The organism is Streptomyces hokutonensis (assembly GCF_000376565.1).
Classification (GTDB): domain Bacteria; phylum Actinomycetota; class Actinomycetes; order Streptomycetales; family Streptomycetaceae; genus Streptomyces; species Streptomyces hokutonensis.
Genome location: NZ_BARG01000131.1, coordinates 1 through 23,493 on the forward strand (window position 1 = coordinate 1; position 23,493 = coordinate 23,493).

Here is a 23,493-nt window from a genome sequence, read left to right on the forward strand (position 1 = left end):
ACACAAGCATCGCCTTGCCCCCATAGAAACTGGGGCAAGGCGATGAACGCGCAAGCACATGCGTCAACTTCACGAATCAGCTTGCACGCCTGAAGAAGATGAGTAGATCCTGCGGATGGCGTGAGTCAGTGCATAATCCGGACGCCTGTCGCTTTCAGCTTCTAGCTTGTCTCGCCGCTCAAGGATGTCTCTGACCTCTTGCGGAAAGTAGTCGTCAATTGCGCTCTCTACGGTTTCACTCGATGGTGCCAGTCCGTCCGAAGTAGGCCCAACATTCGAGCCTTTGACCTTGGTACTCAAAGCTTCACCCCCTCGTCCATTACCGCCATGTCTCTGTGATTACAGGTTACCATGATGAGTCAAGTGCCAGGCGGGATTCAACTCCGGAGAGAAGTAGTGCTTTCGTTTAATCCAAACAAAGCCATCACCCCTAGAGATGAGTGCTACGTCGATGGGGCCTCCAACCGTTTGAGCGTCGTGAATGCTCATCCTCTGTTTTAGTGAAGTTAGGTTTACAAGGCTTTCGGCCACAACGCCCAATTCATCCTTGGGAAGCATGGCGATGCTTTGCCAAATGGGCTCAAGGTAGAGCTCTTCCTCTCGTCTTTGCATTTCTTCAAGGAACTCGTGAAACCTCTCATGGGTCGATTCTTTAGCGGATTCCTCTACGATCGCCAGTTGTTCGGGAGTGAGTTCGGGAATTTCCTTAGAGATCCTCTCGCGCATGACCGAACCGCTCACGTCGATCCACTGACTCCAGTGGTCCATGATGCTCTTACGTACCCGCTCATTGATTCCTGAGAGAAACCCCCAAGCCATCTCGTCTTGGGCGAATGTCTCCAGGTGGCCAGGCGAAGAAATGGTGATCTCGTTGACTGAGAGCGGTGTTGCGCGAAGGACTCCAAGGGTGCGTCCGGAAATCGTGCTTGAAACTACCTTGGGGAAGTAATCTTTCTGGCCGAATCCGGCTACGACGAGACCCGAAGAGCCAGCTTCTCGCTGTGATCTACGGAGTGACTCAAGAGCTGTTGCGACGAGCTTTGACTTCTGTGCTTTCGTGAGCTCGAAATTCTCAAACAGGTCTTCGGCAAGGTGTAGGACGGCGCCCTCGTAGGCGCTTTTTAGCTGACGAAGGGTAGTTCCGTCAGCCCATGGTGCTTTCGGCATCGAATCCACCTCTTCGGCGAGCTTGTCAATAGCCCTCTGAATGACCTGGCGGAACTTTGTCTTAATTATGCGTCCGTTTGAGGTGAGGCAGCCAGGGAGGTCCTTTTTGATTTGCGCAAACACGATCATGAATGCTGCATGCGCGCGCGATACCGCCGTGTACTCGTCGTTTTCCTTTCCGAGCATTCCTCCGTCCGACGAAAGGTATTCGGTAAAATTCTCCGCATACTCTTCGAGTGTGTCAAATTTAACCTCTCTCCTCTCTTCGCGATAACTCTTAATGATTGTTTCCCAGGGCATGCCGCTCAGCTCTGCGTTGGCGTACACCATCACTCCGACAGGGACGCCCTTAATCAACTCGAAGAGCTTATTCACTGTGTCGTATGTCTTGATTCCCCTTCGCCCGCCCGAGATGGTCACCGCACTGTCTGCGGCCATTGCAACTGCCGACTTATTCATGACAACGGCCTCTGCGGTCACGCTTCCTCCAGGGTGTCTGGTTCGTCTGCCATGGCAGACCAGAGAGCCTAGAGGGCGGAGGGCCCGAATATCTGGATTTTGCCGCTATTGGTCGACAGTGGTCAGCCTGCCTGTTTGCGCCCCAAAGATCACGCTGGTTGCACCCATTGGAGTGGCGTCTCGACCCGTCGTGGTCGGCATCCGGAGGATGCCTGGTGCAGCACCGGGGTCGATGAGGTCTGGTATCCCCAAGTGCGTTCTCTGTGGACGGTCGCGCTTGAGGTGATCCAATCGAGCCCAAGATCAGGACGAGACGTGGACAAGGGGTGGCTTCCCTGTTCCCGAAGCGCATGAAACACCAGGTCAGATGGAGTGTCATTGCGTGATCTTGGGGGGACTGTAAATCTGTCGGCTCAGCCTTCTCGGGTTCGAGTGCTGTCGCCGCCGCGCGCCATCATCGGGATGGCCAACAGCGGCCGACAACAGCGAACGATCTGTTGTCGGCCGCTGTACGCGCCGTGCGTAGGTTTGACCGCCTGTGTCGTTGTCCTCCCGGATGGAGCCCCGTTCTGGGATGCTGCATCACGCGGAACGAATCGAGCCGCGCGTATCGCCATTGCCGAGGGGGACGGCCATGGATTGGTCGATGTCCATCACGTACGGCGCGCTGGGTGGCCTTGTCGTGGAGGTCGTGGTCTTCTACGGCCGGATCGCGACATGGCAGGCGGCCCGGCATCAGGCCCTCACGAGCAACAAGCGGCGCAAGCAACTGCCGCGCCTTGGCAAGTACGTTGATCCTGCCTCTGACGCGCTGGCCGCACTTACGCGGGTGTCGCTCGGTGCTGGAGCTGGTTTGCTATTCGCCCCGCAGTTGACGGGGGCGCTCGCCACAGTTGCGGTGGGTGCGTCGGCTCCTGCGCTGCTGCGGCAGTTCGGCAGCGCACGGAGCCTTCAGGCGGTCATCGGTGGGGCTGTTCCCCAGGCGGTCGCGCCTGCCGTGCTTGCTCCTGCGGGTGGTGAGGATGCCGTGGGCATGCCGAGCGGCACGGAGGTGCTTGAGCAATGAGCCGGCTCGCCGAGCGCTACTGGGCATCGCTGACGGACTTCCGTCCTGAAGCGCTGGACCACCTGATTGAACACGGGCGGCGACGAGACCTGCCCCTGTGGCGCAGGTACCTCGCGTCGCTGCTCGATGTCGAGGTGATCGGGCAACAGGCGGTCGAGACAGAGAACTTGGATCAGCAGATGGTGGTGCGGGATGCGCCGACGTCCACTGCCTATTACACGCTCGACTCGACCGTCTATGTGGGGGCGGAGGCCGCGATACGGAGAAAGGGGCGGCCTCTCCTGGCGTTCGTGGTCGTCGCTGCCCTCGTCGTCGCTGCCTCGGTCAGTGCGTGGCTGCTGACGTCCGCATTCGAGCGGTACGGTACGCCCAGCGGGCCAGCGTCACGGGCACCCACAGGCCAGGCAACCGGAACCTCCGACCCCACCGCTTACGGTACGCCCAGCGCGGCAGCATCACTGGCGCCCACGGGCCAGGCAACCGGAACCTCCCGCACCCCGAGTCTGCCTTCGGGTACGCATCAGGAGGCGGGCGGGTTCGGGTGGGCGACGCCCACCGGGTGGCGGCGGGATCTGAAGACGGTGGCGGAGGTGCACTACACGTCCCCGGACGGCACCCAGGAACTGGTCGGCAAGTCAGCCATCGCCCGAGGCGACCTGATGCAGACCTGGGAGGCCTCGGAGCGGAACTCGCACCAGGGGGAGGGCTACCGGAAGATCCGGCTCGACAGGACGACGTTCCGCGGTTATCCGGCGGTGATCTGGGAGTACACGTTCACGCTCAAGGGCACCGCCTGGCACGCCCGGCTGCTCGGTTTCGACGAGGGCGGGAAGGCGTACCAGATCAACACCTGGTACCAGCCGGGCGTGGAGACCCAGGCCCTGAAGACCTACGACAAGGTCAAGAACAGCTTCATCGTGCTGTGACGGGCGTGCTGCCCGTAAACAGGCCGGGCACCACCGCACGCAAGGGTAGAAGCATCCCAGGAGCATCGAGGTGTACGGCATGGGATGACCGGGGTGTATCCCCAGCCATGACACGGCTTCCTCCAGGTGTCCCCTGAGTTGAGTTGACGAAGGAGAAGTGGCTGGTCAGCAGCGGATGAGTCAGCCCGCTGTAGATCTGCCGATGCGCATCAGCGGGGCCGTCGAAGGGCGGCCCAAGGCGACCAACGACGACCACACGGTCAGCGGCCAACGCTGCATCGACGTCGATCGCCTGAGGCCGCTCGCGGACCACAACACTTCCTGTGCAACAAGCAGTAAAGAAGGCGACCACAACGAGGCCGTTGCGTTCGAGACCCCTTCGCAGGCTCGCCTTCTAAAAGATCTTGATGGCCGTGTCAAGAGAATCAGCCGGTCGCCCCTCTTCAGCCATGTACGGCCAACTGGTTTGATCGCGAGGCGCTGGAGGCCGCAGGCTACAAGGAGGTACCAGTGGAAGTCGCCGGCGTCATACTCCGAGGGCGGTCGCACCCTACGCTTGAGGTATGACCGACGATGGCGGGGCGGCGGAAGACGAACTGAGCCGATTCGTGTACCGCTTAGGGGAGGCCCAGGCGCTCACAGAGGGGCGGTGCTTCCTGTGTGGGGTCGCGCTGGATGCGGCGACCCGCACAGACGAGCACGTCTTTCCGCAGTGGCTACTCCGACGCTTCGACCTCTACCGGGAGACAGTGAACCTGCTGAACGGCACCTCGATGCCGTACGCGCGGATGCTGATCCCGTGCTGCCGGGTGTGCAACAACGAGTACCTCTCCCGTCTTGAAGAAAAGGTCAGCAAGGCTTTCGAGACGGGCCCCGAGGCCGTCGCGGCCCTGGACCGCGCGACGTTGTTCCTCTGGATGGGAAAGATCTACTACGGGCTGCTGTTCCGTGAGTTGTTCCTGCTGCAAGACCGCCGTGACCGTGAGGCGGGAACGATCGTCCCCCCAGAGCTTCTGTCTGAATTCCGTATGCACCACCTGCTGATGCAAGCTGCGCGGGGCGTGGTGCGGTGGCGGGAGGACCAGTTCCCTGCATCGATCTTCGTCTTCCGTGCTCAAGAACCCAGTCGGCCCAAGGACTGCTTCGACTACTTCGACGTCATTCAGGCCCCGTTCCTGGCGATCCGGGTCGGCAGCACAGTTGTGGTGTCCGCCCTGCAGGACTGGGGTGCGCTGGAACATGCGGTGCAACTGCCTGCACTGGAGGCCGCGAAAGTGCTTGACCTGCATCCCCAGCAGTTCCGCGAAGTGGCAGCAATCGCTGGCTACGCGGCCTCGCTGTTCAACCGCGTGCCCAAGCATCTGATCCATGCCGCCGGGGACCACGTCGAGGTTTTCACGATGCCCTTGGGAGGACTGTCGCTCAAGCCGCTCTATGACCCATTCGAAGCTGAGGACTTCGCCCACGTCCTGGCCGTGGCCTTCGGCCAGCCCGTGGAGGACCTGTTCGACGGGCAGTACCTGATGACCCTGCTACGCGACGGCGAAGGAGCTCCGTGGGCCGTCCCGTGGCCTGCAGACGAATGGGTCCGCCCCTCGCTGGCCGAAGCCAAGCAGCGGCCTGCTGCAGGTGGACCGCGCGTGCCCTGATCACCAACATGCGCCAAGCAAGTGGCCAGGGTGGAGGACTACCGCTCGGGGGTAACGTCGTTCGAGCTGCGGACAGAGACTCGCCAGCCCGCCGGCGCCTACACCTATCAGAGCGGGGCTGAGCCGTAACGCGCACGGTATGCGATAGAGATCAGCCTCTCCCGACGCCTACCACGGAGAACATACAGGTCAGAGCCCATTTATCGGAGGCCCCAGTCATGCCCTCCGGAGCCGTGTGCGCAGGTTCGAATCCTGCCGGGGGCACTCGCCAGTCAGAGACTTAAAACCAGGGTCTGACCTGTGCGGATGCCAGCATGAGAGAGCGGGAGTCAGTCTCACTGACTCCCGCTCTTTTTCGTTGCTGCGCACTGTTTGTGTGTGAAGAGCGTGCGGGGACACAACCTCGGCGTGCATGACCAAGCCTCTCGCCCCAACTGCCCTGAGGTGCGGCACCGTGCGGCACCATGACGGGCATGGATCTTGAGGGGATAGGGGCGCTCTCCGCGGCCGGCGTGGCGCTTATCGGGATACCCGCCACAGTGCTCACAGGCCGTTGGCAGCTGAAAGCCGCCTTGCGCACTGCGGAGGCCACCAGCGAAGCAGGCATGGCTCAAGCACAGGCTTCGTATCGTGCAGCATTGGACGCTGTCCGCGCCGAGACATACGCCGCTCATACGCAATGGCGCCGCGGCATCCAGCGCGAGGCTTACGCCTCCTTCCTGCTTTCCGTGCATCGCGTGCTAGAGGTGGGTGAGCGATTTGCCGTCGACAATGAGGAAGAACTCCCACTGGATAGCATCAGAGTAGGAAAGACTGCTATCGATGATGCTCTCGCGGCGCTCAAAGCAGCTCAAACGATCGTCGAACTCGAGGGCCCGGATGACGTAGCCGCACCTGCCGCAGGGATGACCAATGCCGCTCAGGTGATGTCGATTTGCTTGAGTAAGCAGGCCATTTTCGAGAGAGCGTTGGGAAAGCTCTACAGAATTCTGGATGATCAAACGCCACCCGCAAGTTCCCCAACCGAAAACCTCATACAGGAACTTTCTCGTCTGCGCAGTCTCCGCTCAGCGGTCTCTTCCGATTCGGCCGATCCGGACGAGACCCACGAAACCCAAGCCCAGGAACGCTCTTGCCGTGAGGCCAGGAGCGCCCTGCCATCCAACGCGCTCGACCACGAAGAGTTCGAGACACTTATCGAAGGACACTCACCACGTCCTCCAATGCTTAGCAGAAGATACCTCGATGCTGCTCGTCAATTCAACGAGGAAGAAGTACTCTTCGTCCGTGCTGCGAAAATGGAGCTGCACAACCAGATCCCTTGAGGTCACTCCGCAGGCGATGAATGACCTCCGACGAATGGCCGGCGTGCCAGCTGAGATCGGGCGCATCGCGCGAAGGGTCAGGGTCCCCCATCCCTTTTCGGGCAGACGGGATGCATCCGAGGAATGCGACAAGACGGCTCCCCTGTTGCGGTGAATGGAGCGACAAACGAGACAGCGATCAGAGGTTGTCCCCCTGCATCTCGTTGCCGCTTCAATCCCACAAGCGGGTTTGCGTCGCCTGCTGGACTGTTCTTGAGATCGCGTTCGTCGTGGGCTCTTCCGGTGTCGGTCCAGCCCGCAGTCGGGCAGAGACACCCCCACCGCTTCGAAGGGGCACAACCCGGCGCAGGAAACCGCGCACGCACCTGGCCCGGGTTGGCGACCACTCGCGGATCGACCTGGTCCACGGCCGCAACCACGCTCCATTTGATGGGAGCGAGCGGATCGGCGGGCCACTTGCGCTGCTCGACCGAGTACCGCACGGCGTCGACCAGGACCTTGGCTTGTGCCGATGCGTCTCGGCCGCCGTCACCGCGCCATCCTGATGGAGCCGCAGCGCTGTCAGCAGGACCCGCGTCACTGCCGGATCCATCAGATCGGCCGGCGGACGTGAGGCTCGCGCCATCCGTCGCAGGGCCGGCCGGACGTCAGCCGGCAACTGACGCGGCTCCGGGCGCGGGACGACGAACGCCCAGCCCCGCATCGCCCGCCGCAGCTGTTCATCGCTGGGACGGCCCCACAAATCCCGAAGCATCGCCCGGATGATCGCGCGCAGCGCACCCTCGGTCCCTTCCCGGGTCTTCGCCGCGATCAGCGGCCACCTCATCTCCATGCACTCCGGAGCAAAGGCCTACCAGCCGATCCCAGCCGTGCAGCCCTGTGGTAAGCCACTGCTGATCCCCCGCGCCAGCACCATCGAGCAAGGGAGGATGCCTAGTAGGATAGGTAGCATGAGTGAGCCTACCGGCAAGTACTCGATCACCATGCCGCGCGATATCGCCGAAGCCGCCAAGGCCCGCAGCGGCCCCTCCGGCCTGTCCGCTTACGTCGCCGCGGCCGTCGCCCGCCAGATCGAGCGGGACAACCTCAACGAACTCATCACGGTGGCGGAGGCCGAACACGGCCCCATCGGTGACGAAGAGGTTCAGGCTCTGCGCGACCAACTCCACCAAGCCCGAGAGCAGCAAACCCAAGGCGGGGCGAACGCCGCGTGACCCCCTCCCCCGCCGCCCCCGGTGGCACCCTGGTTCTCGACAGCGAAGGGCTGGCCAAGGCCGTTCTGCGCGACCGCACGGTCACCGGCTGGCTCGCCCTCGCCCGCGCCGACGACCTGCGGGTGATCACTTCCGCAGCCACCCTCGTGGAGGTGATCCATCCACGGATCAATCGCCCAGCCCTGGAATGGACCCTGTCCCGCCTCGTCATCGAACCGGTCACCGAGCCCGTCGCCCGCCACGCCGCCGCCCTCCTCGCCGACACTGGCCTGCACGGCCACAAGTACGCCATCGACGCCATGCTCAGCGCCACGGCGCTGGCCGCCCCCGGACCCGTCACTGTTCTCACCTCTGACCCCGAGGACCTCGCTGCGCTCTGCCACGGGCGCGTCACCGTCATCAAGATCTGAGGGCACACCACCCGCTTGATCAATAACGACGCCCCGCCCGCATACCGCCGCGCCGACCTTGAGTCATCGACCCCGAAAGCCGAAAATTCGGTATGGGCACACGCCCCGGCCCATCAGGACGAGAAGCCGTAGGACCTGCCCGCTAGCCCGAAACGCCTCCCCATACGGCGGAACTGACGAGCATCAGACTGAAGTTGGTCACAAGACGGCCAAACAAGGCATTTCACTTTCGCGGGACATGCGCGGGACGGCACGCTTGACGGCCAGTCAGGTAGGCCACTGACCTGCCGAAACCTGTGGGAACCGTCCGTCCTCCGGAGCCGTGTGCGCAGGTTCGAATCCTGCCGGGGGCACCTTGCATTTGGTGCCCAGAGACCCCGCCGTCAGCGCGTCAGCTGAGGACGGGGTCTTCGCGTTTGTGCGGGTGGGTGCCGCTGAAAGCCCGTCCCATGTTCGCTCGGCGTCCAGGTCGATCCCTGAAAGCTCGGGGATGGCACTGAGGAAAGCGCCCACGTCGGTCAGGTTGTCCGCACAGCCTGCAAAGGCCTCGATCCGTCGTGCGGAATCGATCGTCAACGCGTCAAGCCGGGGCTGGAGTTCGGCAGGGGAGGCGACCGAGACCGCGTCGTAGTAGTCGACATCAATACCGATGGTCAGGTCGACGAAGACCTCCGCATCCCTGAGGACCGGGGGCAGGCCCGGCCTGGACGAGCCGGACAGCGAGGCGACGAGGTCCTTCACGCGGGGAGGGCCAGGGGCGACCGCAAACAGGGTGACCTCTGAGGACGCATCCAACAGGACGGCATGCAGGAGACGGACGAGATCTCGGGGTGCTGAGAGATCGAACAGCCCAGCGCGATGGACGTCGTGCCGGGCATCCGGCCGACGACTGTCAGCAGTTGAGCGGCCTGGGACGAAGCCATTGTCACGTACCGCGTGCGGGTCCTCCGCTTCGATGCCGTACTCCCAGTCGACCAGACCGGTGGAGACAGCCACCTCTTCCATATCGCTGTTGTTCACCGCGTACTCGGTGAAGGGAGTCGGCCAAGGCTGCCGGTCCTGGAACAGGCCCCTTCAGAGTCCTGTCGTTCATGTCATGCTCCTGGAGTACGACGAGGCCGCTACGGCGTTGCCCCGCTCACTGGCGAAGAGTCGGCCATTCTTGGCGGTGCCGTGTGCCATGAACACGCAGTCCGAGGTGGCCCGGACCCGCAGACCGACGGGCGTAGGTGAACTGCTTTCGCAGCGGGCCGGGAACGGGTCGGCGGAGGCTCCCCCGCGGGCTCGCCAGGGTCCCCCGCAGAGCCAAAGAGCAGCACGTCAGGGGCGTTTGGCGCTGTGACATCATGACCACCCCCTGGGCCGCCGCCCGGGTGACGGCGCTCGGACGGCGCCCGTACGGAAACCCACCTTGCCGAACCGATTCGGGAAACAGGCGATTCGAACACCATGAAGAACGGCCAGACGGCGCTCACCATGCAGGACGCCATCCTCACCCTGCAGAAGTACTGGAGCGACAACGGATGCATGATCACGCAGCCGTTGAACACGGAGGTGGGGGCGGGTACAGCCAACCCGTCCACGGCGCTGAGAGTGATCGGCCCCGAGCCGTGGAGCGTCGCCTATGTGGAACCCAGCGTGCGACCGGACGACTCGCGCTACGGCGAGAACCCCAACCGCCTGCAGACCCACACGCAGTTCCAGGTGATCCTCAAGCCCGACCCCGGCAACCCGCAGGAACTGTATCTGGGCAGTCTCCGGGCGCTCGGCGTCGACCTGAACGCGCACGACGTGCGGTTCGTCGAGGACAACTGGGCCTCTCCGGCGCTCGGCGCCTGGGGACTGGGCTGGGAAGTCTGGCTGGACGGGATGGAGATCACCCAGTTCACGTACTTCCAGCAGGTCGGTGGCGTCGCGCTGTCCCCCGTGTCGGTGGAGATCACCTACGGTCTCGAACGCATCCTGATGAACCTCCAGGGCGTGTCCCACTTCAAGGACATCGTCTACGCGCCGGGCATCACCTACGGCGAGGTCTTCGGTCAGAACGAGTACGAGATGAGCCGCTACTACCTCGACGACGCCGACGTCGACGCCAACCAGCTGCTCTTCGACACGTACGCCGCCGAGGCGCGCCGCATGCTGGATCTGGAGCTGCCGGTACCGGCGTACACCTATGTCCTCAAGTGCAGCCACACCTTCAATGTGCTGGACGCGCGGGGCGCCATCAGCACCACGGAACGTGCCAAGGCGTTCTCCCTGATGCGCGGCCTCACGCACGAGTCCGCGAAGCTGTGGGAGAAGCGCCGCGCCGCCCTGGAGTACCCGCTCGGGGTGACACCCGCGCCGGCCCCGGTCGTACGCGCCGCGCTGCCCACGGTGAACGACACCGAGACGCTGCTGTTCGAGATCGGCGTCGAGGAACTCCCGCACGCCGATGTACGGGCCACCACCGAGGCGGTACGCGAGGCGATCACGACAAAGCTGGCCGCCACCCGACTGCGGCACGGCGCCGTCACCGTGATGGCAACGCCGCGCCGCGTCGTCGTCACAGTCGAGGGTGTGGCACCGCGCGAGGCCGACACCGCCAGGACCGTGCGCGGTCCGAAGGTGTCCGCCGCCTACCGGGACGGCGCCCCGACCCCCGCCCTGCTGGGCTTCGCCCGCAGCCAGGGCCTCGACCCCTCGGACCTGGGGGTCGTCGAGGTCGGCGGGGCCGAGTACGTGGCGTTCACCCGTGACGAGGCGGGCCGCACGGCGGTCGAGGTGCTCAGCGAGCTGCTGGCCGAGGTCGTGGCCGGGCTGCGCTCCACCCGCAACATGCGCTGGAACGACCCGGCCCTCTCCTTCTCCCGCCCGGTCCGCTGGGTCCTGGCCCTGCTCGGCCGCACTCCGCTGCCGGTGGCCGTCTCCGCACTCGCCTCGGGCGACACCACCCGGGTGCACCGCACCGCCCCCGACCCGGTCGTCCAGGTGACGTCCGCCGAGGGCTACGCCCAATTCCTCGGCACGCACGGCATCCTGCTGGACCGGGACGTCCGGCGGGCGGCGGTGGTGCGCGACGCCCGGGAGGCGGCGGCCGAGGTGGGCGGGCGCATCGACGTGGACGCCCAGAGCGGGCTGATCGACGAGATCACCGACATCGTGGAGTTCCCGCACGCCGTCCGGGGGTCTTTCGACCGGCGCTATCTGGAGCTGCCCGCGAGCGTCCTGACCACCGTGATGCGCAAGCACCAGCGCTATTTGCCGGTGCTGGACGGCGACCGGCTCACGACGCACTTCGTCACCTTCGCCAACGGCACCTGTGACGACGACGTGGTGCGGTCGGGCAACGAGGCGGTACTGCGGGCCCGTTACGAGGACGCGGCGTTCTTCTGGCGCGCGGATCTCAAGGTGTCCCCCGAGGAGTTCCGCCGCCGGCTCGACAAGCTGACCTTCGAGGACCGGCTCGGTACGGTCGCCGACCGCGCCGACCGCATCGCGGCGATCTCCCTCGAACTGGCCGGCCTCGCCGGGCTCACGGAGGACTCGCTGGCCACCGTGGTCCGCGCCGGTGAGCTGGCGAAGTTCGACCTGGCGTCACAGATGGTGGTCGAGTTCTCCGGCCTCGCCGGAGTGATGGCCGAGGAGTACGCCCGTCACGCGGGCGAGTCCGCGGAGGTCGCGCGGGCCCTGGCCGAGATGGAGCTGCCGCGGTCCGCCGGCGGTGCCCTGCCCACCGGCGAGGCGGGCGCCGTACTGTCGCTCGCCGACCGGTTCGACCTGGTGACCGGCATGTTCGTGATCGGCGCCGCACCCACCGGAAGCTCCGACCCGTACGGTGTCCGCCGGGCCGCCATCGGCCTGCTCAACGTGTTGCGGAACGCGCCCGGGACAGCCGGCATCCGAGTGGCCGACGGGCTGCGCGCGGCAGCCGGACGCTACGCCGCCCAGGGCGTGGAGGTGCCGGCCGAACGGCTCGCGGAGGCCGCCGAACTGATCGCCCGCCGCTACGAGCAGCAACTCGCGGACGCCGGGCACGAGCACCGCCTGGTGCAGGCCGTCCTGGTGTGGGCCGATCGCCCGGCTCACGGCGACCGCACCCTGGCGACGCTGGAGCGCCACGTGGGCAGCGAGAGGTTCGACGCCCTCGCCGCCGCGCTCCAGCGAGTGGTACGCATCCTTCCGAAGGACACGTCGGAACACGGCGCCGGCACGGTGGACCGGTCCCTGCTGACCGCGCCCTGCGAGGTCCGCCTCTCCGAGGACGCCGAGGCCGTCCGCCTGGCCATGCGGGGGCACGAGGACGACCTGGCCACGCTGATCGAGGTTTCCGCTCCGCTGGTGGCGGCGATCAACTCGTTCTTCGACGAGGTCCTGGTGATGGATCCCGACCCGGCGGTCCGCGCGGCCCGGCTGGCCCTGCTCGCCGAGGTGGCGGACCTGGCCCGTACGACGCTGGACTGGAGCGCGCTGTAGACCCGAACGGCGCGCCGCCCCTGGATGGGACGGCGCGCCGTGGATGTCACGTCACTACCGAGACGTCACTGGCCGGAAGCCATAGTGCCGGTGGTGGTCAGCGGTGGCCGCCGCCCCCGTGGCCGCCGCCCCCGTGGCCGCCGCCCTCGTGGCCGCCGCCTTCGTGGCCGCCGCCGCCGTTGTGGCCCCCGCCGCCGTGACCGCCGCCGTTGTGACCGCCGCCCTCGTGGCCGCCGCCGTTGCGGCCGCCCCAGGACTTGTCGTCGACGAGGCGGCGGTGGTCGTTGCGGAGGGTGGCGGTGTCGGAGCGGTTGTCCCAGGCGTAGTCGCGGCGGTCCTGGTAGACGTCCTGGGCGGTGTCGCGGCCCTTTCCGGTGTGGACGCGGACGGTGGCGTGACCGGCGAGGCGGTAGTGGCGGAAGGTGTAGGTCTGGCCTTCCTTGTTCGTCAGCTTCCAGCCGTCGAGGTTGACGCCGCGGCGGTCGTGGTTGGTGATCTCCACCCACTCGTTGTTCAGCGAACGGGCGGAGCGGTCGTCCGGTCCCGGCGAGTCGGCCTGCACGCGGCTGATCTCCACGCTCGGCCGGGCCGCGTGGTCGGCCGCGGTCGCCGGCAGTGCCGCCGCGCCGACGAGAGCGCCGGCAGCCAGCGCGGCTGCGGCCAGACGGCGGACGGACACGGAAGGTGAAGAGGTCACGGGTTCCCCCAGCATGGTGCGGGCACATCCCGGGATACGGCAACGGCCGGACCCGGGCTGTGCGGTGTGCGGGTGGCGGCCTGTTGGCCGCACACCCACACCTTCTCCACCGTGCAGACGGGATATGAGCGATACGTGAATCGCGTTACGAGTCGGTCGCATTTCCGTGATTGTCGCCTGTACCGTCCATTTATGCGCATGATGCACCAGGTTGACGCCCCGAATCCCTGCGGGCACTGACCCGAAGATCGTGATCGCCAGGGTGCGCCACCCCGGGTCCGCCGGGGGCGTCACCCGAAAGTGGGTAACGGCGGGCCGCTCACCTGCACTTCATTACTGGTAGTAACAGTTCTTCGGCGTTCCTGATGCCGGGTCACCGAACACTCCGTTCGTGCAAGGAGTGCCGCCGCCGAACGAGCCGTAGAAGTACTGGCCGTTCGCCCCGTACGCCACCTCGTGGGTGCCGGAGAAGGAGCAAGTGGCGTTCTCCGTCGCGCAGTTCGTCCAGGTGGTGAAGGTCGGGGGTGCTCCGACGAGGTAGCAGGACTTCGCGGTGCCCGGGATGGGGTCGCCGAAGACCGCGTTCGTGCAGGAGGTGCCGGCCGGCAGGGTCGCGTAGCGGTACGCACCCGCCGCGCCGTACGCGACCGTCATCACGCCCGAGAAGGAGCAGGTCGCGTTCTCGGACGCGCACGGGGCCCAGATGGCGGCTGCCGGGGGTGCCGCTTCCGCGTAACAGGTCTTCAGTACTCCGGAGGCCGGGTCGCCGAACACTCCGGTGGTGCAGGGTGTCGAGCCGGTCGCGGTCGTGTAGTTGAAGCGGCCGTTCGCGCCGAAGGCGACGACCGAGGTGCCGTTGACCGCGCACGTCCCGTTCTCCGCCGCGCACTGGTTCCAAGTGCCGGGCAGGGCTTGGGTGGTGGAGCCTACGGCGCTTCCCGTCGTGGTGTACGCGGCCACGTAGTCGACGCTCAGTGTGCCGCCGGAGGAGGTCGCGGCGCTCGGGCTGGTGCAGCCGCACGCCGCGTTGGGGAACGCGCCGCCCATCGCCAGGTCGAGGATGATCGACTGGTTGTGGTCGAAGGCCGCCTGCCAGGTGGCGGTGCCGACCTGGGCCTCGGTGACCGTGTAGTAGGCGCTGCCGTCCAGGTAGAAGGTGATCGTCTCCGCCGAGGTGTTCGTGCGGTCGAGGATCATCGAGTACGTGTGGAAGCCGCTCTGACAGCCGGGGCAGGCGCGCAGACCGCTGCTGATTCCGGTGCCCTCGTTGCAGGGGCCGCCCGGGGAGGTGCCGCAGTGGATCGTGCCGGCCACGTCGGAGAGGGCGTTGACGTCCTCCATGATGTCGATCTCGCCGTTCTCCGGCCACTGGCCGGGACCCAGCATCCAGAACGCCGGCCAGTAGCCCAACCCGCTTGCCGGGCTTGGCTGTTGGATGGACGCGGCGACCTCCAGCCTGCCTCCTGCCGGTGCGCCCACATTCGCGGTCGGCGTCTGGATCCGCCCCGAGGTCCATGAACTGCCGGAGCCCAGCGCGGTGATGTCCAGGTTGCCGTTGCCGTCGAGGTGGGTGTTGGCGGTCGAGTCGGTCATCGTCTCGATCTCACCGGTGCCGAAACTCGATCCCGGTCCGGTGTCGAACTTCCAGTTGGCCGCCGAAGGAGCCGATCCCGCCGCCCCGTCGAAGTCGTCGCTGAAGACGGTCGACCAGCCGGAGGGTGGTCCGGGCGCGGCCGCCGTCGCGGGCCGGGCGGTCGTGGCGCCGTAGAGCAGCGCCACGACCGGGGTCAGGGCCGCGAGCCAGATCACTTGCCGCAGAGGCAAGGATCGTCCGGTCGTGCCGGTCTTCCTCGGTCTGAACATCGTCCGTGATCTGAACATCGTCCGGCCTTCCTCGTGAGATTTCGTGAGGCTCGTGCGACTCGAGAGAGGGGAGCTACTGCACGTAGCAGGACTTCGCGGTCCCGGAGATCGGGTCACCGAAGACCCCGTTGCTGCACCCGGTGGACCCCGAGACGGACCGGTACACGTACCGTCCGGCCGCCCCGTACGCCACCTCGTGGGTGCCGGAGATGCTGCAAGTCCCGTTCTCCGCCGCGCAGTTGGTCCATGTGGCGAAGGACGGCGGGGCGCCGACGAGGTAGCAGGACTTGGCCGTGCCGGAGGCCGGGTCGCCGAACACGGCGTTGGAGCACGCCGTACCGCCCGGCAGCGTCGCGTAGCTGAACGAGCTACCGGCGCCGTACGCCACCGTCATCACGCCGGAGAAGGCGCAGGTGCCGCCCTCGGAGGCGCAGGAGGTCCAGACATCGGTCGCGGGCGGGGCCGTCTGGCCGTAGCAGGACTTGGCCGTGCCGGAGATCGGGTCGCCGAAGACCGCGTTGGTGCAGGGCGTGGAGCCGGTCTCCGTCGCGTAGTTGAACCTGCCGCTCGCGCCGTAGGCCACGGCCGTCATCCCGCTGACCGCGCAGGTGCCGTTCTCGCTCGCGCACTGGGCCCAAGTCCCGGGCAGGGACTGGGAAGTTGAGCCGGTGCCGCCACCGCCACTGCTGCTGCCGGAGGTGAACGCCTGGAAGATGCGGGCGAAGTCACCGGAGTTCTGGCTGACTCCGCTGCACGTGCTCTGGGCCGAAGTCGAGCCCGCGCAGCCGCCGTTGTCGCGGTTCTGCGACCAGTACGACGTGAGCGCGATCCCCCGCGAGGCGTCGAAGGCCTCCACGCTGCGGGCGTTGTCGAGGGTGAAGACCTCGCCGGCGCTGTCGTTCTGGCCGATCATCGGGGTGTTGCCGAGCTTGGCGTACGCGGCGGAGGTGGAGATGCCGAACGCGCTCGCGACCTGGCCAGCCGCCGCGTCCACGGACGTGTTGGCCGCGTTGCCCATGTCGGTGCCCGAGGAGCCGTAGTCCATGGTCATCAGGTTGACGACGTCCGGGGTGAAGCCGTTGGAGCGGGCGTTGTTGAGCACGTTCAGGCCGTCGCCCGACAGGCCGCCGGGGAGGGCCGGGAGGGTGACGGAGATCGACAGGGAGCGGCCGTTGTTGGCGGCCCAACTCCGCACCTGGGCAAGGGCCTTGTCGCGGCGGTCGATGCCGGCCGAGTTGGTGAGGGAGGCCGACTCGATGTCGAAGTCGACGTGCGAGAGGTTGAAGGTGGTGATGACGCTCTCGATCTGCGCGGCCGCCGCCTCCGGACTGGAACAGGAGTCGCCGATCTCGGTGAGCGCGGTGTCGGATGTGTAGCCGCCGAACGACACGGAGACGTCGCCGCCCAGGCCGCGAATGCCGTCGATCTGCGACTGGAGGGCCGACTGGCCCGGCACCTGCCACTGACAGCCGGGGCCGTCGACGAACGCGGCGGTGAAGAACTTGGTGCCGTAGTTGTTGGCGACGTCCGTGAGGGAAACGTTTCCCGAGCCCGCGTCGAAGTACGGGGCGAAGACGTGGGCGGGCCAGGCGTTCGGGGCGGAGGCCGCCGACGCGGGGGCCGCGGTGGTGAGGCCTGCGGCGGCGAGGGCGCCGGTCAGCAGGGCGGCGGAAAGGAAGGAGCGGGATCTCGATCGGGTGCGCATGCAGCGTCCTCCAGTGGGGGGTGAATCGATTCAATCCCTGATCGATATTGGTGCAGACCAATTCGATGTGTGGGCCCAGGGAAGCAGCGTTGACAGGGGCCAGTCAAGGCAAGGGCGGGTCAAGAGAGACGGGAGCCGCGCGTGGGTGTCGTGACGGGCACGGATTGGTTGCGGGAGAGCGCACGTCAGCCCCAACTGCCGTACTCCCCCGGCACCATGGCGTCCCATGGGGGACTTGAGCGGGGGCCGGGATCGCTACGTCGACTTCCTGCGGGCGTGGGCGATCGTGCTGGTGGTGTTCGGGCACTGGCTGATCACCGGGCTGGTGCGCGAGCCCAACGGGGCGATCAGCGCACCGGAGTTGCTCGCGGCCGCGCCCTGGACCCAGTGGCTCACCCTGGGCTTCCAGATCATGCCGCTGTTCTTCCTGGCCGGCGGACACGCGGCCGGTGGCTCCTGGGCGCGGGCGCGGACCGACGGCCGTAGCGCGACCGGTTGGGTCGGGCAGCGGGCGCTACGGCTGCTGCTCCCGGCCGGGGTGTACAGCGGGCTGGTGCTGGTCGCCGTCGCGATCTGCGCGGCGGTCGGGGTGGACGCCGACACCCTCGCGCTCGTCGGGTGGGCGATGGCCATGCAGTTCTGGTTCCTGCCGGTGTATCTGCTGCTCAGCGCGGCAACTCCGGTGCTGCACACGGCACATCGGCGGTGGGGGCTGCGGGTGCCGGTGGTGATGGGGGCGGTTGCCCTGGTCGCCGACGCGCTGGTGGTCACCGCGCACGCGCCCGGTGTCGGGCTGCTGAACTACGTGCTCGTCTGGGGCGTCGCCTATCAACTGGGCTTCTGCTGGCGGGACATGCTGCTCACCGAGCGGTCCGCCGTCCCCGCGTTCATGGCCGCGGGCGGTGCGGTCGGCTTCGCCGCGCTGGTCTGGCTCGGGCCCTTCCCGGTGAGCCTGATCCTCGTCACCGGGCAGAGTCCCAGCAACACCAATCCCCCGTCGGCGGCCATGTTGGCGTGGGCGGTTGGGCAGGTCGGGCTGGCGCTGTTGCTCGCGCCCGCGTTGCGGCGGTTGCTGGAGCGCGCGCAACTCTGGTGGCTGGTACGGCCGTTGGGCGGCATCAGCATGACGCTCTACCTGTGGCACATGCTGCCCGTGCTGATCGTCGCCGGTGCCTTCTATCTCACCGGGCTCGCACCCGAACCGGCCTATGGGTCCGGGAGTTGGTGGGTGCTGCGGGTGCCGTGGCTGGTTGTGCTCACGGTCGTGCTGGTGGGGGTCGTAGGGGCGTTGCGGCCGTTGGAGCGCGGGCTGGCGGCCGTCTATGAGCGGACACGGCCGGGTGATCTCGCGCGCAGGCCTTGGGCGTTGTGGCTCGGGCTGGCCGCGAGTGTGAGTGCGTTGATTTGGTTCGCGGGGCATGGGTTCGCCTACGGCGGGCGGTTTCCGGTGCTGCCGGCGTTGGGGCTGGCCGTGGGGGTTGGGCTGGTCATGGTGACGGGGCGGAGTGCGGTGGATCGGGGCGTGCGCCTAAGCGTCTGAGTGGCTTGTGTTGTCTTGCGAGTGCGGGGGCGTTGTGGCTGGTCGCGCAGTTCCCCGCGCCCCTAAGGAAGTTACCCTGGCCGGCATCGAGAGGGCGCGCCCCTCAGGGGGGTTGCCCTGGCCGGCATCGCGAAGGCGCGCCCCTCAGGAGGTTGCCCTGGCCGGCATCGCAAAGGCGCGCCCCTCACGGGGTGCCCTGCCCGCATCGGGACGGCACGCCCCTTAAGGGGTGCCCCGGCCGCATCGGGACGGCACGCCCCTTAAGGGGTGCCCCGGCCGGCACCGAGAGGCTGATGGGGCGGGGCGGCTTACGCCGTCCCGCCCCATCAGACGTCAACCGTGCTAGTGCCTACCGCACTTCGAGAGGTCGATCCGGACGATCTGCGGGTCGTGGTCGCTCGCCTGGTCCGCGAACTCCGCGTTGATGTGGACGACGTCGTAGTTGAAGGACGTCACCGCGGGGCTGGTCAGGATGTGGTCCAGGGTCTGGGAGTTGCCGTCGTAGACGTAGGTGTAGCGCTCGGCGGCGGGGAGGGTGGTGATCAGGGGCTTGAGGACCTTGTCGGCCGTCAGTGTGGTCACCGTCTGGGAGAACTCGTAGTCGTTCAGGTCGCCGAGGACGATCGCCTTGGCGTTCTTGTCGACCGCCAGCAGGGACTTGACGAAGGTGTTGACCTCAGCCGCCTGGGCCGCGCGCTGGGTCTCGGAGCTGCGGGCCGGGGGCTGGTAGCGGCCGTGGATCGGCTGGTCGCCGCCCTTGGAGATGAAGTGGTTGGCGACGACGAAGACCTGCTCGCCCTGGAAGGTGAACTCGCCGACCAGCGGCTTGCGGCTGTCCTCCCAGGCCGCGTTGGTCGGGTCGATACGGCCCGGGGAGTAGGTGAGTTCGACGCCCTTGCGGGTCTTCACCACGCTCGTGGCCGTGGTCGCGTCGCCGCCCGGGTGGTCGGTGAAGGAGACCCGCTTAGGGTTGAAGAGGAAGACCTGGCGGATGTTGCCGCCGGGCTCGCCTCCGTCCGCGTCGTTGGTCGGGGAGATGTAGCGCCACTTGTAGACCGGGCCGCCGGCCGCGCGGACCGCGTCGGTGAAGCGCTTGAGGGTGGCCTCGGCCGTCACCGTGCCGTCGTTGGTCGCGCCGTTGTCGTCCTGGATCTCCTCCAGGGCCACGATGTCGGGGGAGTTGAGGTTGACCGCGACGCCCTCGGCGAGCCGGTCGAACTTCTCCTGGGTGTCGAGCGCGTCCAGGTTCTCCACGTTGTACGTGGCGACCGCCAGCTCGTCCTTCTTCTGCTTGCGCGTCACTTCCTGCTTCAGGCCGTTGTCGACGAGGGTGCCGAGCTGGGTGGCCTGGACGTTGTAGCCGCCGTAGGTGGAGTAGTCGAGGGGGCCGGTCGTGACACCTGACAGTTCGTCACCGACGTTGGCGGCGGGGAAGGTTGACGTCGTGTCGAGCGACATCACCTCGATACGGCCGGTGTTGGGCTGGTCGTAGGAGGAGTACAGGGTGCCGCCGCGCGCGGTGGCGTTCTCGTCGGGCTTGACCGTGACCCACAGCTCGCCGTACGCGTCGGAGGCACCCACCACGCGCGCATCCGAGAACGTGACCCGCATGCCCTCCAGGGACTCGAAGAAGTCCTGGGCGTAGACGGTGGGTTGGAGCGCGAGGGACTCGATGCTGCCGCCGGACGCGGTCGGGATGTAGGCGTCCGGGACCGAGGTGGCGTCGAGGGTCACGGCGGTCGGCAGGGCGTTGCCGCTGGAGAGGACCGTCGTCGTCGGGCCGGTGATCTCGGTGTTCGACTGGCTGGTGCTGCTCGGGTAGTACTCGCTGACCTTGCCGGTGACCAGGACCGAGTCGCCGACCGCCACCGTGGGCTTGGTGGAGCCGGTGTAGACGAAGACGGCCTCGCTGGTGCGCGGGTCGGTGTCGGGCGTCGGGTCCTGGATCCAGTAGCCGAGCGAGCCGCTGGAGCGGACGCCGGTGACGATGCCCGGGACGCGGGTGACCGTCTGGCCGGAGTACGGCGAGAGGCGGGTCGTGCCCTGGATGTCGTGGACGCGGACGGTGCCGGGGTCGGTCGGCGAACCGCCGTCGCCACCGCCGCCGTCGCCCGAACCAGGCGTCTGGCCTGCCGAGTTGACCGGGGACGGAGTGGCGGCGGTGAAGTCGGCCGCGTTGTCGTCGGTGTCGGCGAGCGAGTCGGCACGCGCGACGGACGCGGTGTTGGAGGCGCCGGTGGCCGGGCCGCTGCCCTCGCGGACGACCGCGGTGCCGTAGCCCGTCAGGTCGACGATCCGGGTGTCGGCCGCGCAGTCCGCGGCGGTCTTGCAGGTCAGCGCGGTGGTGCCGGAGACCAGGGCGATCGTGCCGGTGGTGGCGCTCATGGCGATCGAGCCGCTGGCGTCGGTGGTGGGCAGCGCGGTGGTGCCGCCGCTGCCGGTGCCCTCGCCGACGAGGTAGCGGGCGCCGGGGGCGATCGCGCCGGTGAGGGCGGTGACCTGCCAAGTGGAGCCGGAGGAAGGCGAACCGGGCAGGTACTGCACGCTGTAGCCCGACAGGTCGTAGGCCGTGGAACCGGCGTTGCCGAGTTCCACGAAGTCCCGGGTCAGGGTGGCTCCCGAGTTGCCTCCGCCGCCGTACACCTCGGCGATCACCGCCGAGGCCGACGGGGCGGCGTGCGCGGCGGGCAGGGCGGTGAAGGCGAACGCTCCCGCCGCGCCCACCGAGACGATCGAGCAGGCGGTGCGGCGGGCGCGGGATCTGCGCCCTTCAGGTCTGGACACGCTGGCGGTCTCCTCGTACTTCGTGTAGCTGCCGATACCGGTGCCTGTGGGGAGTCGGCTCAAGTTACGCGCGTAGAAAGGGAGTTGCCAGAGGGCCTCGCGTTAAATCCAGGGAACAAGTGGGGGCAGGGACGGCGACCGCGGCCACAAAAGTGACGTTCCACACATAAGCCCGGTGATCGAATCCGGCAACTCGGCCCATTCCAGCCGACCTTGAGGGCTCCCGAGCCGCAATAGGTTCACCGTTCAACCGTGGCTTTTTCCGGTTTGGTCCAGTTCACTCGGGATCGTTTGCCGCGCACCATAAGTCCGTTCTGAGCACAGGGAGTGTGTAGAGGTATGTCCAATTCGCCCTATTCGTCGGAGATTCCGTTCGCTCCTCACCCGGTGAGCGCCGCCGAGGTCATCCCCGGCGACCTGATCGCGTTGTCCCCCGACGACGCCGAACGCGACTGCTGGTACGTCGTGATGCACACGCTGCCCGAGACCCCGGAGACGATCCGGCTGGCGCTGCGTCCGCCGCTCGGCGGGGCCGACCGGGACGAGGTGCTCGGCCGGAACCTGCGCGTCACCGTCGCCTGCCACCGGATGGACGTCGGGGCGATCCCCCGCCTCGACTCCGACGATCTCGGGGCGGTCGAGTTCCGCGACGGCGACCGGGTGACCACCCTGCGGGTCGTCGATCCGCGCGCCGACGAGGTGTCGTACGTACGGCGTTGGGGTGTGTGGCACCGGGACCTCGACGGGGCGACGGACGAGGTCGCGACCGATGCCGAGGTCCGTGGCCGGGGCGGTGCGGAGTACGTCGTACGGCATCACGCGCGGCCGGAGCGGGAGGTGACCGTGAACGGGCCGCGGCGGGTGGTGGTCACCGGGCTCGGGGCCGTGACGCCGCTCGGGGTCGGGGTCGGCGAGCTGTGGCGGGGGCTGCTCGACGGTCGGCACGGGATCCGGGAACTGGACGGCGAGGAGTTCGCGGAGCTGCCCGTACGGGTGGCCGGGACCGTGCCCGTCGACCCGGCGGAGCTGCTGCCGAGGGCGGCGGCGCGGCGGATGAACCGGGCCGCGCAGTTCGCCGTGCTCGCCGCGCGGGAGGCGTGGGACGACGCCGGGTTCGCGGTCGGCGGCACCCGGGAGAGCGGGCTCGATCCCGAGCGGGTCGGGGTCAGCCTCGGGGCGATCCTCGGGGACGCGTCCGTGCTCGTCGGCGGCGACCGCAAGCTGCGCGACAAGGGACCGCGCGCGGTCTCCCCGCTCACCACCCCCATGACCGTGCCCTCGCAGGCCGCGTCCCAGGTCTCCCTCGACCTGCACATCACCGGCGAGGCCCGCACGGTCACCGCCGCGTGCGCCTCCGGCACCGAGGCGATCGGGGCGGCCATCGACCGCATACGGTACGGCCGCGTCGACATCGCCCTCGCGGGCGGGGCCGAGGCGGTCGTCACGCCGGCGATCATGGCGTCGTTCGCGGCGATGCGGGCGTTGTCGACGCGCGGGGTGGCGGACGGTTCGTCGCCGTCGCGGCCGTTCGGGAAGGACCGGGACGGGTTCGTGAACGGGGAGGGTGCGGGGGTGCTCGTCCTGGAGGCCGAGGAGCACGCACGCGCGCGTGGGGCGCGGATCTACTGCGAGGCCGCCGGGTGGGGGCTGTCCGCCGACGCGCATCACATGGCTGCGCCGGATCCGTCGGGGGCCGGGGTGGCTCTCGCGGTACGGCGGGCTGTGCGGGACGCGGGCGGGCATGTCGTCGACGTCGTCCATGTGAACGCCCATGCCACGGCGACGGTCGAGGGTGATCTCGCGGAGGCGGAGGCGCTGCGGGCCGTGTTCGGGCGGCGGCCCGTGCCCGTCACCGCGCTCAAGGGGCATCTCGGGCATCTCCAGGGCGCGGCCGGTGGGGTGGAGGCCGTGGCGACCGTGCTCACGCTGCATCACGGGGTGGTGCCGCCGACCGTGGGGGGCGGGGAGTTGGACGACGCGTTGGGGTTGGACGTGGTGGTGGGGGTGGGGCGGGAGCTGCCGGGGGGTGGGGATCTGGCGCTGAGCAATTCGTTCGGGTTCGGGGGGCACAACGCGGTGTTGGCTTTGCGGCGGGTGGGGTAGGGCTGCGCCTGGCTGGCGTGCGAGTGCGGGTCCGTTGCGGCTGTAGGGCTGCGCCCGGCCGTCGTGCGAGTGCGGGTCCGTTGTGGCTGTGGGGCTGCGCCCCGCCGTCGTGCGGGTGCGGGTCCGTTGC

Annotated in this window: 15 protein-coding genes; 9 read left to right on the forward strand and 6 right to left on the reverse strand. The window is 67.6% G+C overall.

Features of this window, described 5'->3' with window-relative positions; translation table 11 throughout:
* Positions 1-339: 339 nt before the first annotated feature.
* Positions 340-1,647: a hypothetical protein gene (locus tag SSP08S_RS62350; protein WP_158697357.1), complete on the reverse strand. Its 1,308-nt coding sequence runs from the start codon at positions 1,645-1,647 to the stop codon at positions 340-342.
* A 625-nt stretch (positions 1,648-2,272) separates the two neighbouring features.
* On the opposite strand from SSP08S_RS62350, the gene SSP08S_RS57885 reads away from it, so the two are divergent.
* The 6 genes from SSP08S_RS57885 to SSP08S_RS53350 all read left to right on the forward strand — a co-directional run bounded on the left by SSP08S_RS57885 (position 2,273) and on the right by SSP08S_RS53350 (position 8,216).
* Entirely contained in the window at positions 2,273-2,692 is a 420-nt protein-coding gene (locus tag SSP08S_RS57885; protein WP_158697358.1) for a hypothetical protein, read from the forward strand.
* Complete coding sequence (locus tag SSP08S_RS64100; protein WP_026179605.1) at positions 2,689-3,618, forward strand: serine/threonine kinase C-terminal domain-containing protein; 930 nt, start codon at positions 2,689-2,691, stop codon at positions 3,616-3,618. Before SSP08S_RS57885 ends, SSP08S_RS64100 begins: the two co-directional genes overlap by 4 nt.
* Before the next feature lie 563 nt (positions 3,619-4,181).
* Positions 4,182-5,267: a hypothetical protein gene (locus SSP08S_RS53330; protein WP_019075832.1), complete on the forward strand. Its 1,086-nt coding sequence runs from the start codon at positions 4,182-4,184 to the stop codon at positions 5,265-5,267.
* Positions 5,268-5,740: 473 nt separating this feature from the next.
* The gene (locus SSP08S_RS62355) at positions 5,741-6,592 is read left to right on the forward strand and encodes a hypothetical protein (protein ID WP_158697359.1); all 852 of its coding nucleotides are present in this window, start codon (positions 5,741-5,743) and stop codon (positions 6,590-6,592) included.
* Positions 6,593-7,542: 950 nt separating this feature from the next.
* Complete coding sequence (locus SSP08S_RS53345) at positions 7,543-7,806, forward strand: hypothetical protein (protein ID WP_019075834.1); 264 nt, start codon at positions 7,543-7,545, stop codon at positions 7,804-7,806.
* Positions 7,803-8,216, forward strand: a complete 414-nt coding sequence (locus SSP08S_RS53350; protein WP_019075835.1) for a PIN domain-containing protein — start codon at positions 7,803-7,805, stop codon at positions 8,214-8,216. The genes SSP08S_RS53345 and SSP08S_RS53350 overlap by 4 nt, the downstream gene beginning before the upstream one ends.
* Positions 8,217-8,483: 267 nt before the next feature.
* Here the strand turns inward: SSP08S_RS53350 and SSP08S_RS53355 are convergent, their stop codons facing one another.
* Positions 8,484-9,236, reverse strand: a complete 753-nt coding sequence (locus SSP08S_RS53355; protein WP_158697360.1) for a hypothetical protein — start codon at positions 9,234-9,236, stop codon at positions 8,484-8,486.
* A gap of 429 nt (positions 9,237-9,665) precedes the next feature.
* Here SSP08S_RS53355 and SSP08S_RS53360 point away from each other — a divergent pair, with 429 nt between their 5' ends.
* Entirely contained in the window at positions 9,666-12,671 is a 3,006-nt protein-coding gene (locus SSP08S_RS53360; protein WP_019075837.1) for a glycine--tRNA ligase, read from the forward strand.
* Positions 12,672-12,768: 97 nt separating this feature from the next.
* Here the strand turns inward: SSP08S_RS53360 and SSP08S_RS53365 are convergent, their stop codons facing one another.
* The 3 genes from SSP08S_RS53365 to SSP08S_RS53375 all read right to left on the reverse strand — a co-directional run bounded on the left by SSP08S_RS53365 (position 12,769) and on the right by SSP08S_RS53375 (position 16,936).
* Positions 12,769-13,383 carry a lamin tail domain-containing protein gene (locus SSP08S_RS53365; RefSeq protein ID WP_026179606.1) on the reverse strand — a complete coding sequence of 205 codons (615 nt, stop codon included), beginning with the start codon at positions 13,381-13,383 and terminating at the stop codon, positions 12,769-12,771.
* Between the two features lie 318 nt (positions 13,384-13,701).
* On the reverse strand, positions 13,702-15,192 hold the full coding sequence (locus SSP08S_RS53370) for a glycoside hydrolase family 16 protein (RefSeq protein WP_245608154.1): 1,491 nt from the start codon (positions 15,190-15,192) through the stop codon (positions 13,702-13,704).
* Between the two features lie 112 nt (positions 15,193-15,304).
* Positions 15,305-16,936 (reverse strand): chitinase, encoded by a 1,632-nt coding sequence (locus SSP08S_RS53375; RefSeq protein WP_019075840.1) that lies wholly within the window; start codon positions 16,934-16,936, stop codon positions 15,305-15,307.
* A gap of 226 nt (positions 16,937-17,162) precedes the next feature.
* On the opposite strand from SSP08S_RS53375, the gene SSP08S_RS53380 reads away from it, so the two are divergent.
* A complete protein-coding gene (locus SSP08S_RS53380) occupies positions 17,163-18,476 on the forward strand; it encodes an acyltransferase family protein (RefSeq protein ID WP_019075841.1) in 1,314 nt (437 codons plus the stop codon).
* 342 nt (positions 18,477-18,818) lie between these two features.
* On the opposite strand, the gene SSP08S_RS53385 is transcribed toward SSP08S_RS53380, so the two are convergent.
* Entirely contained in the window at positions 18,819-21,200 is a 2,382-nt protein-coding gene (locus SSP08S_RS53385; RefSeq protein ID WP_019075842.1) for a DUF8508 domain-containing protein, read from the reverse strand.
* 399 nt (positions 21,201-21,599) lie between these two features.
* Between SSP08S_RS53385 and SSP08S_RS53390 the strand changes: the two genes are divergently transcribed.
* Complete coding sequence (locus tag SSP08S_RS53390) at positions 21,600-23,363, forward strand: beta-ketoacyl-[acyl-carrier-protein] synthase family protein (protein WP_051106198.1); 1,764 nt, start codon at positions 21,600-21,602, stop codon at positions 23,361-23,363.
* Positions 23,364-23,493 lie beyond the last annotated feature (130 nt).

Excerpts from the sequence above, each read along its gene's own strand:
- SSP08S_RS53360 (WP_019075837.1), top strand. The coding sequence starts at position 9,666 with ATGAAGAACGGCCAGACGGCGCTCACCATGCAGGACGCCATCCTCACC.
- SSP08S_RS53330 (WP_019075832.1), top strand. The coding sequence starts at position 4,182 with ATGACCGACGATGGCGGGGCGGCGGAAGACGAACTGAGCCGATTCGTG.
- SSP08S_RS53345 (WP_019075834.1), top strand. The coding sequence starts at position 7,543 with ATGAGTGAGCCTACCGGCAAGTACTCGATCACCATGCCGCGCGATATC.
- SSP08S_RS57885 (WP_158697358.1), top strand. The coding sequence starts at position 2,273 with ATGTCCATCACGTACGGCGCGCTGGGTGGCCTTGTCGTGGAGGTCGTG.
- SSP08S_RS53390 (WP_051106198.1), top strand. The coding sequence starts at position 21,600 with ATGTCCAATTCGCCCTATTCGTCGGAGATTCCGTTCGCTCCTCACCCG.
- SSP08S_RS53375 (WP_019075840.1), bottom strand. The coding sequence starts at position 16,936 with ATGCGCACCCGATCGAGATCCCGCTCCTTCCTTTCCGCCGCCCTGCTG.
- SSP08S_RS53365 (WP_026179606.1), bottom strand. The coding sequence starts at position 13,383 with ATGCTGGGGGAACCCGTGACCTCTTCACCTTCCGTGTCCGTCCGCCGT.
- SSP08S_RS53380 (WP_019075841.1), top strand. The coding sequence starts at position 17,163 with ATGGGGGACTTGAGCGGGGGCCGGGATCGCTACGTCGACTTCCTGCGG.
- SSP08S_RS64100 (WP_026179605.1), top strand. The coding sequence starts at position 2,689 with ATGAGCCGGCTCGCCGAGCGCTACTGGGCATCGCTGACGGACTTCCGT.
- SSP08S_RS62355 (WP_158697359.1), top strand. The coding sequence starts at position 5,741 with ATGGATCTTGAGGGGATAGGGGCGCTCTCCGCGGCCGGCGTGGCGCTT.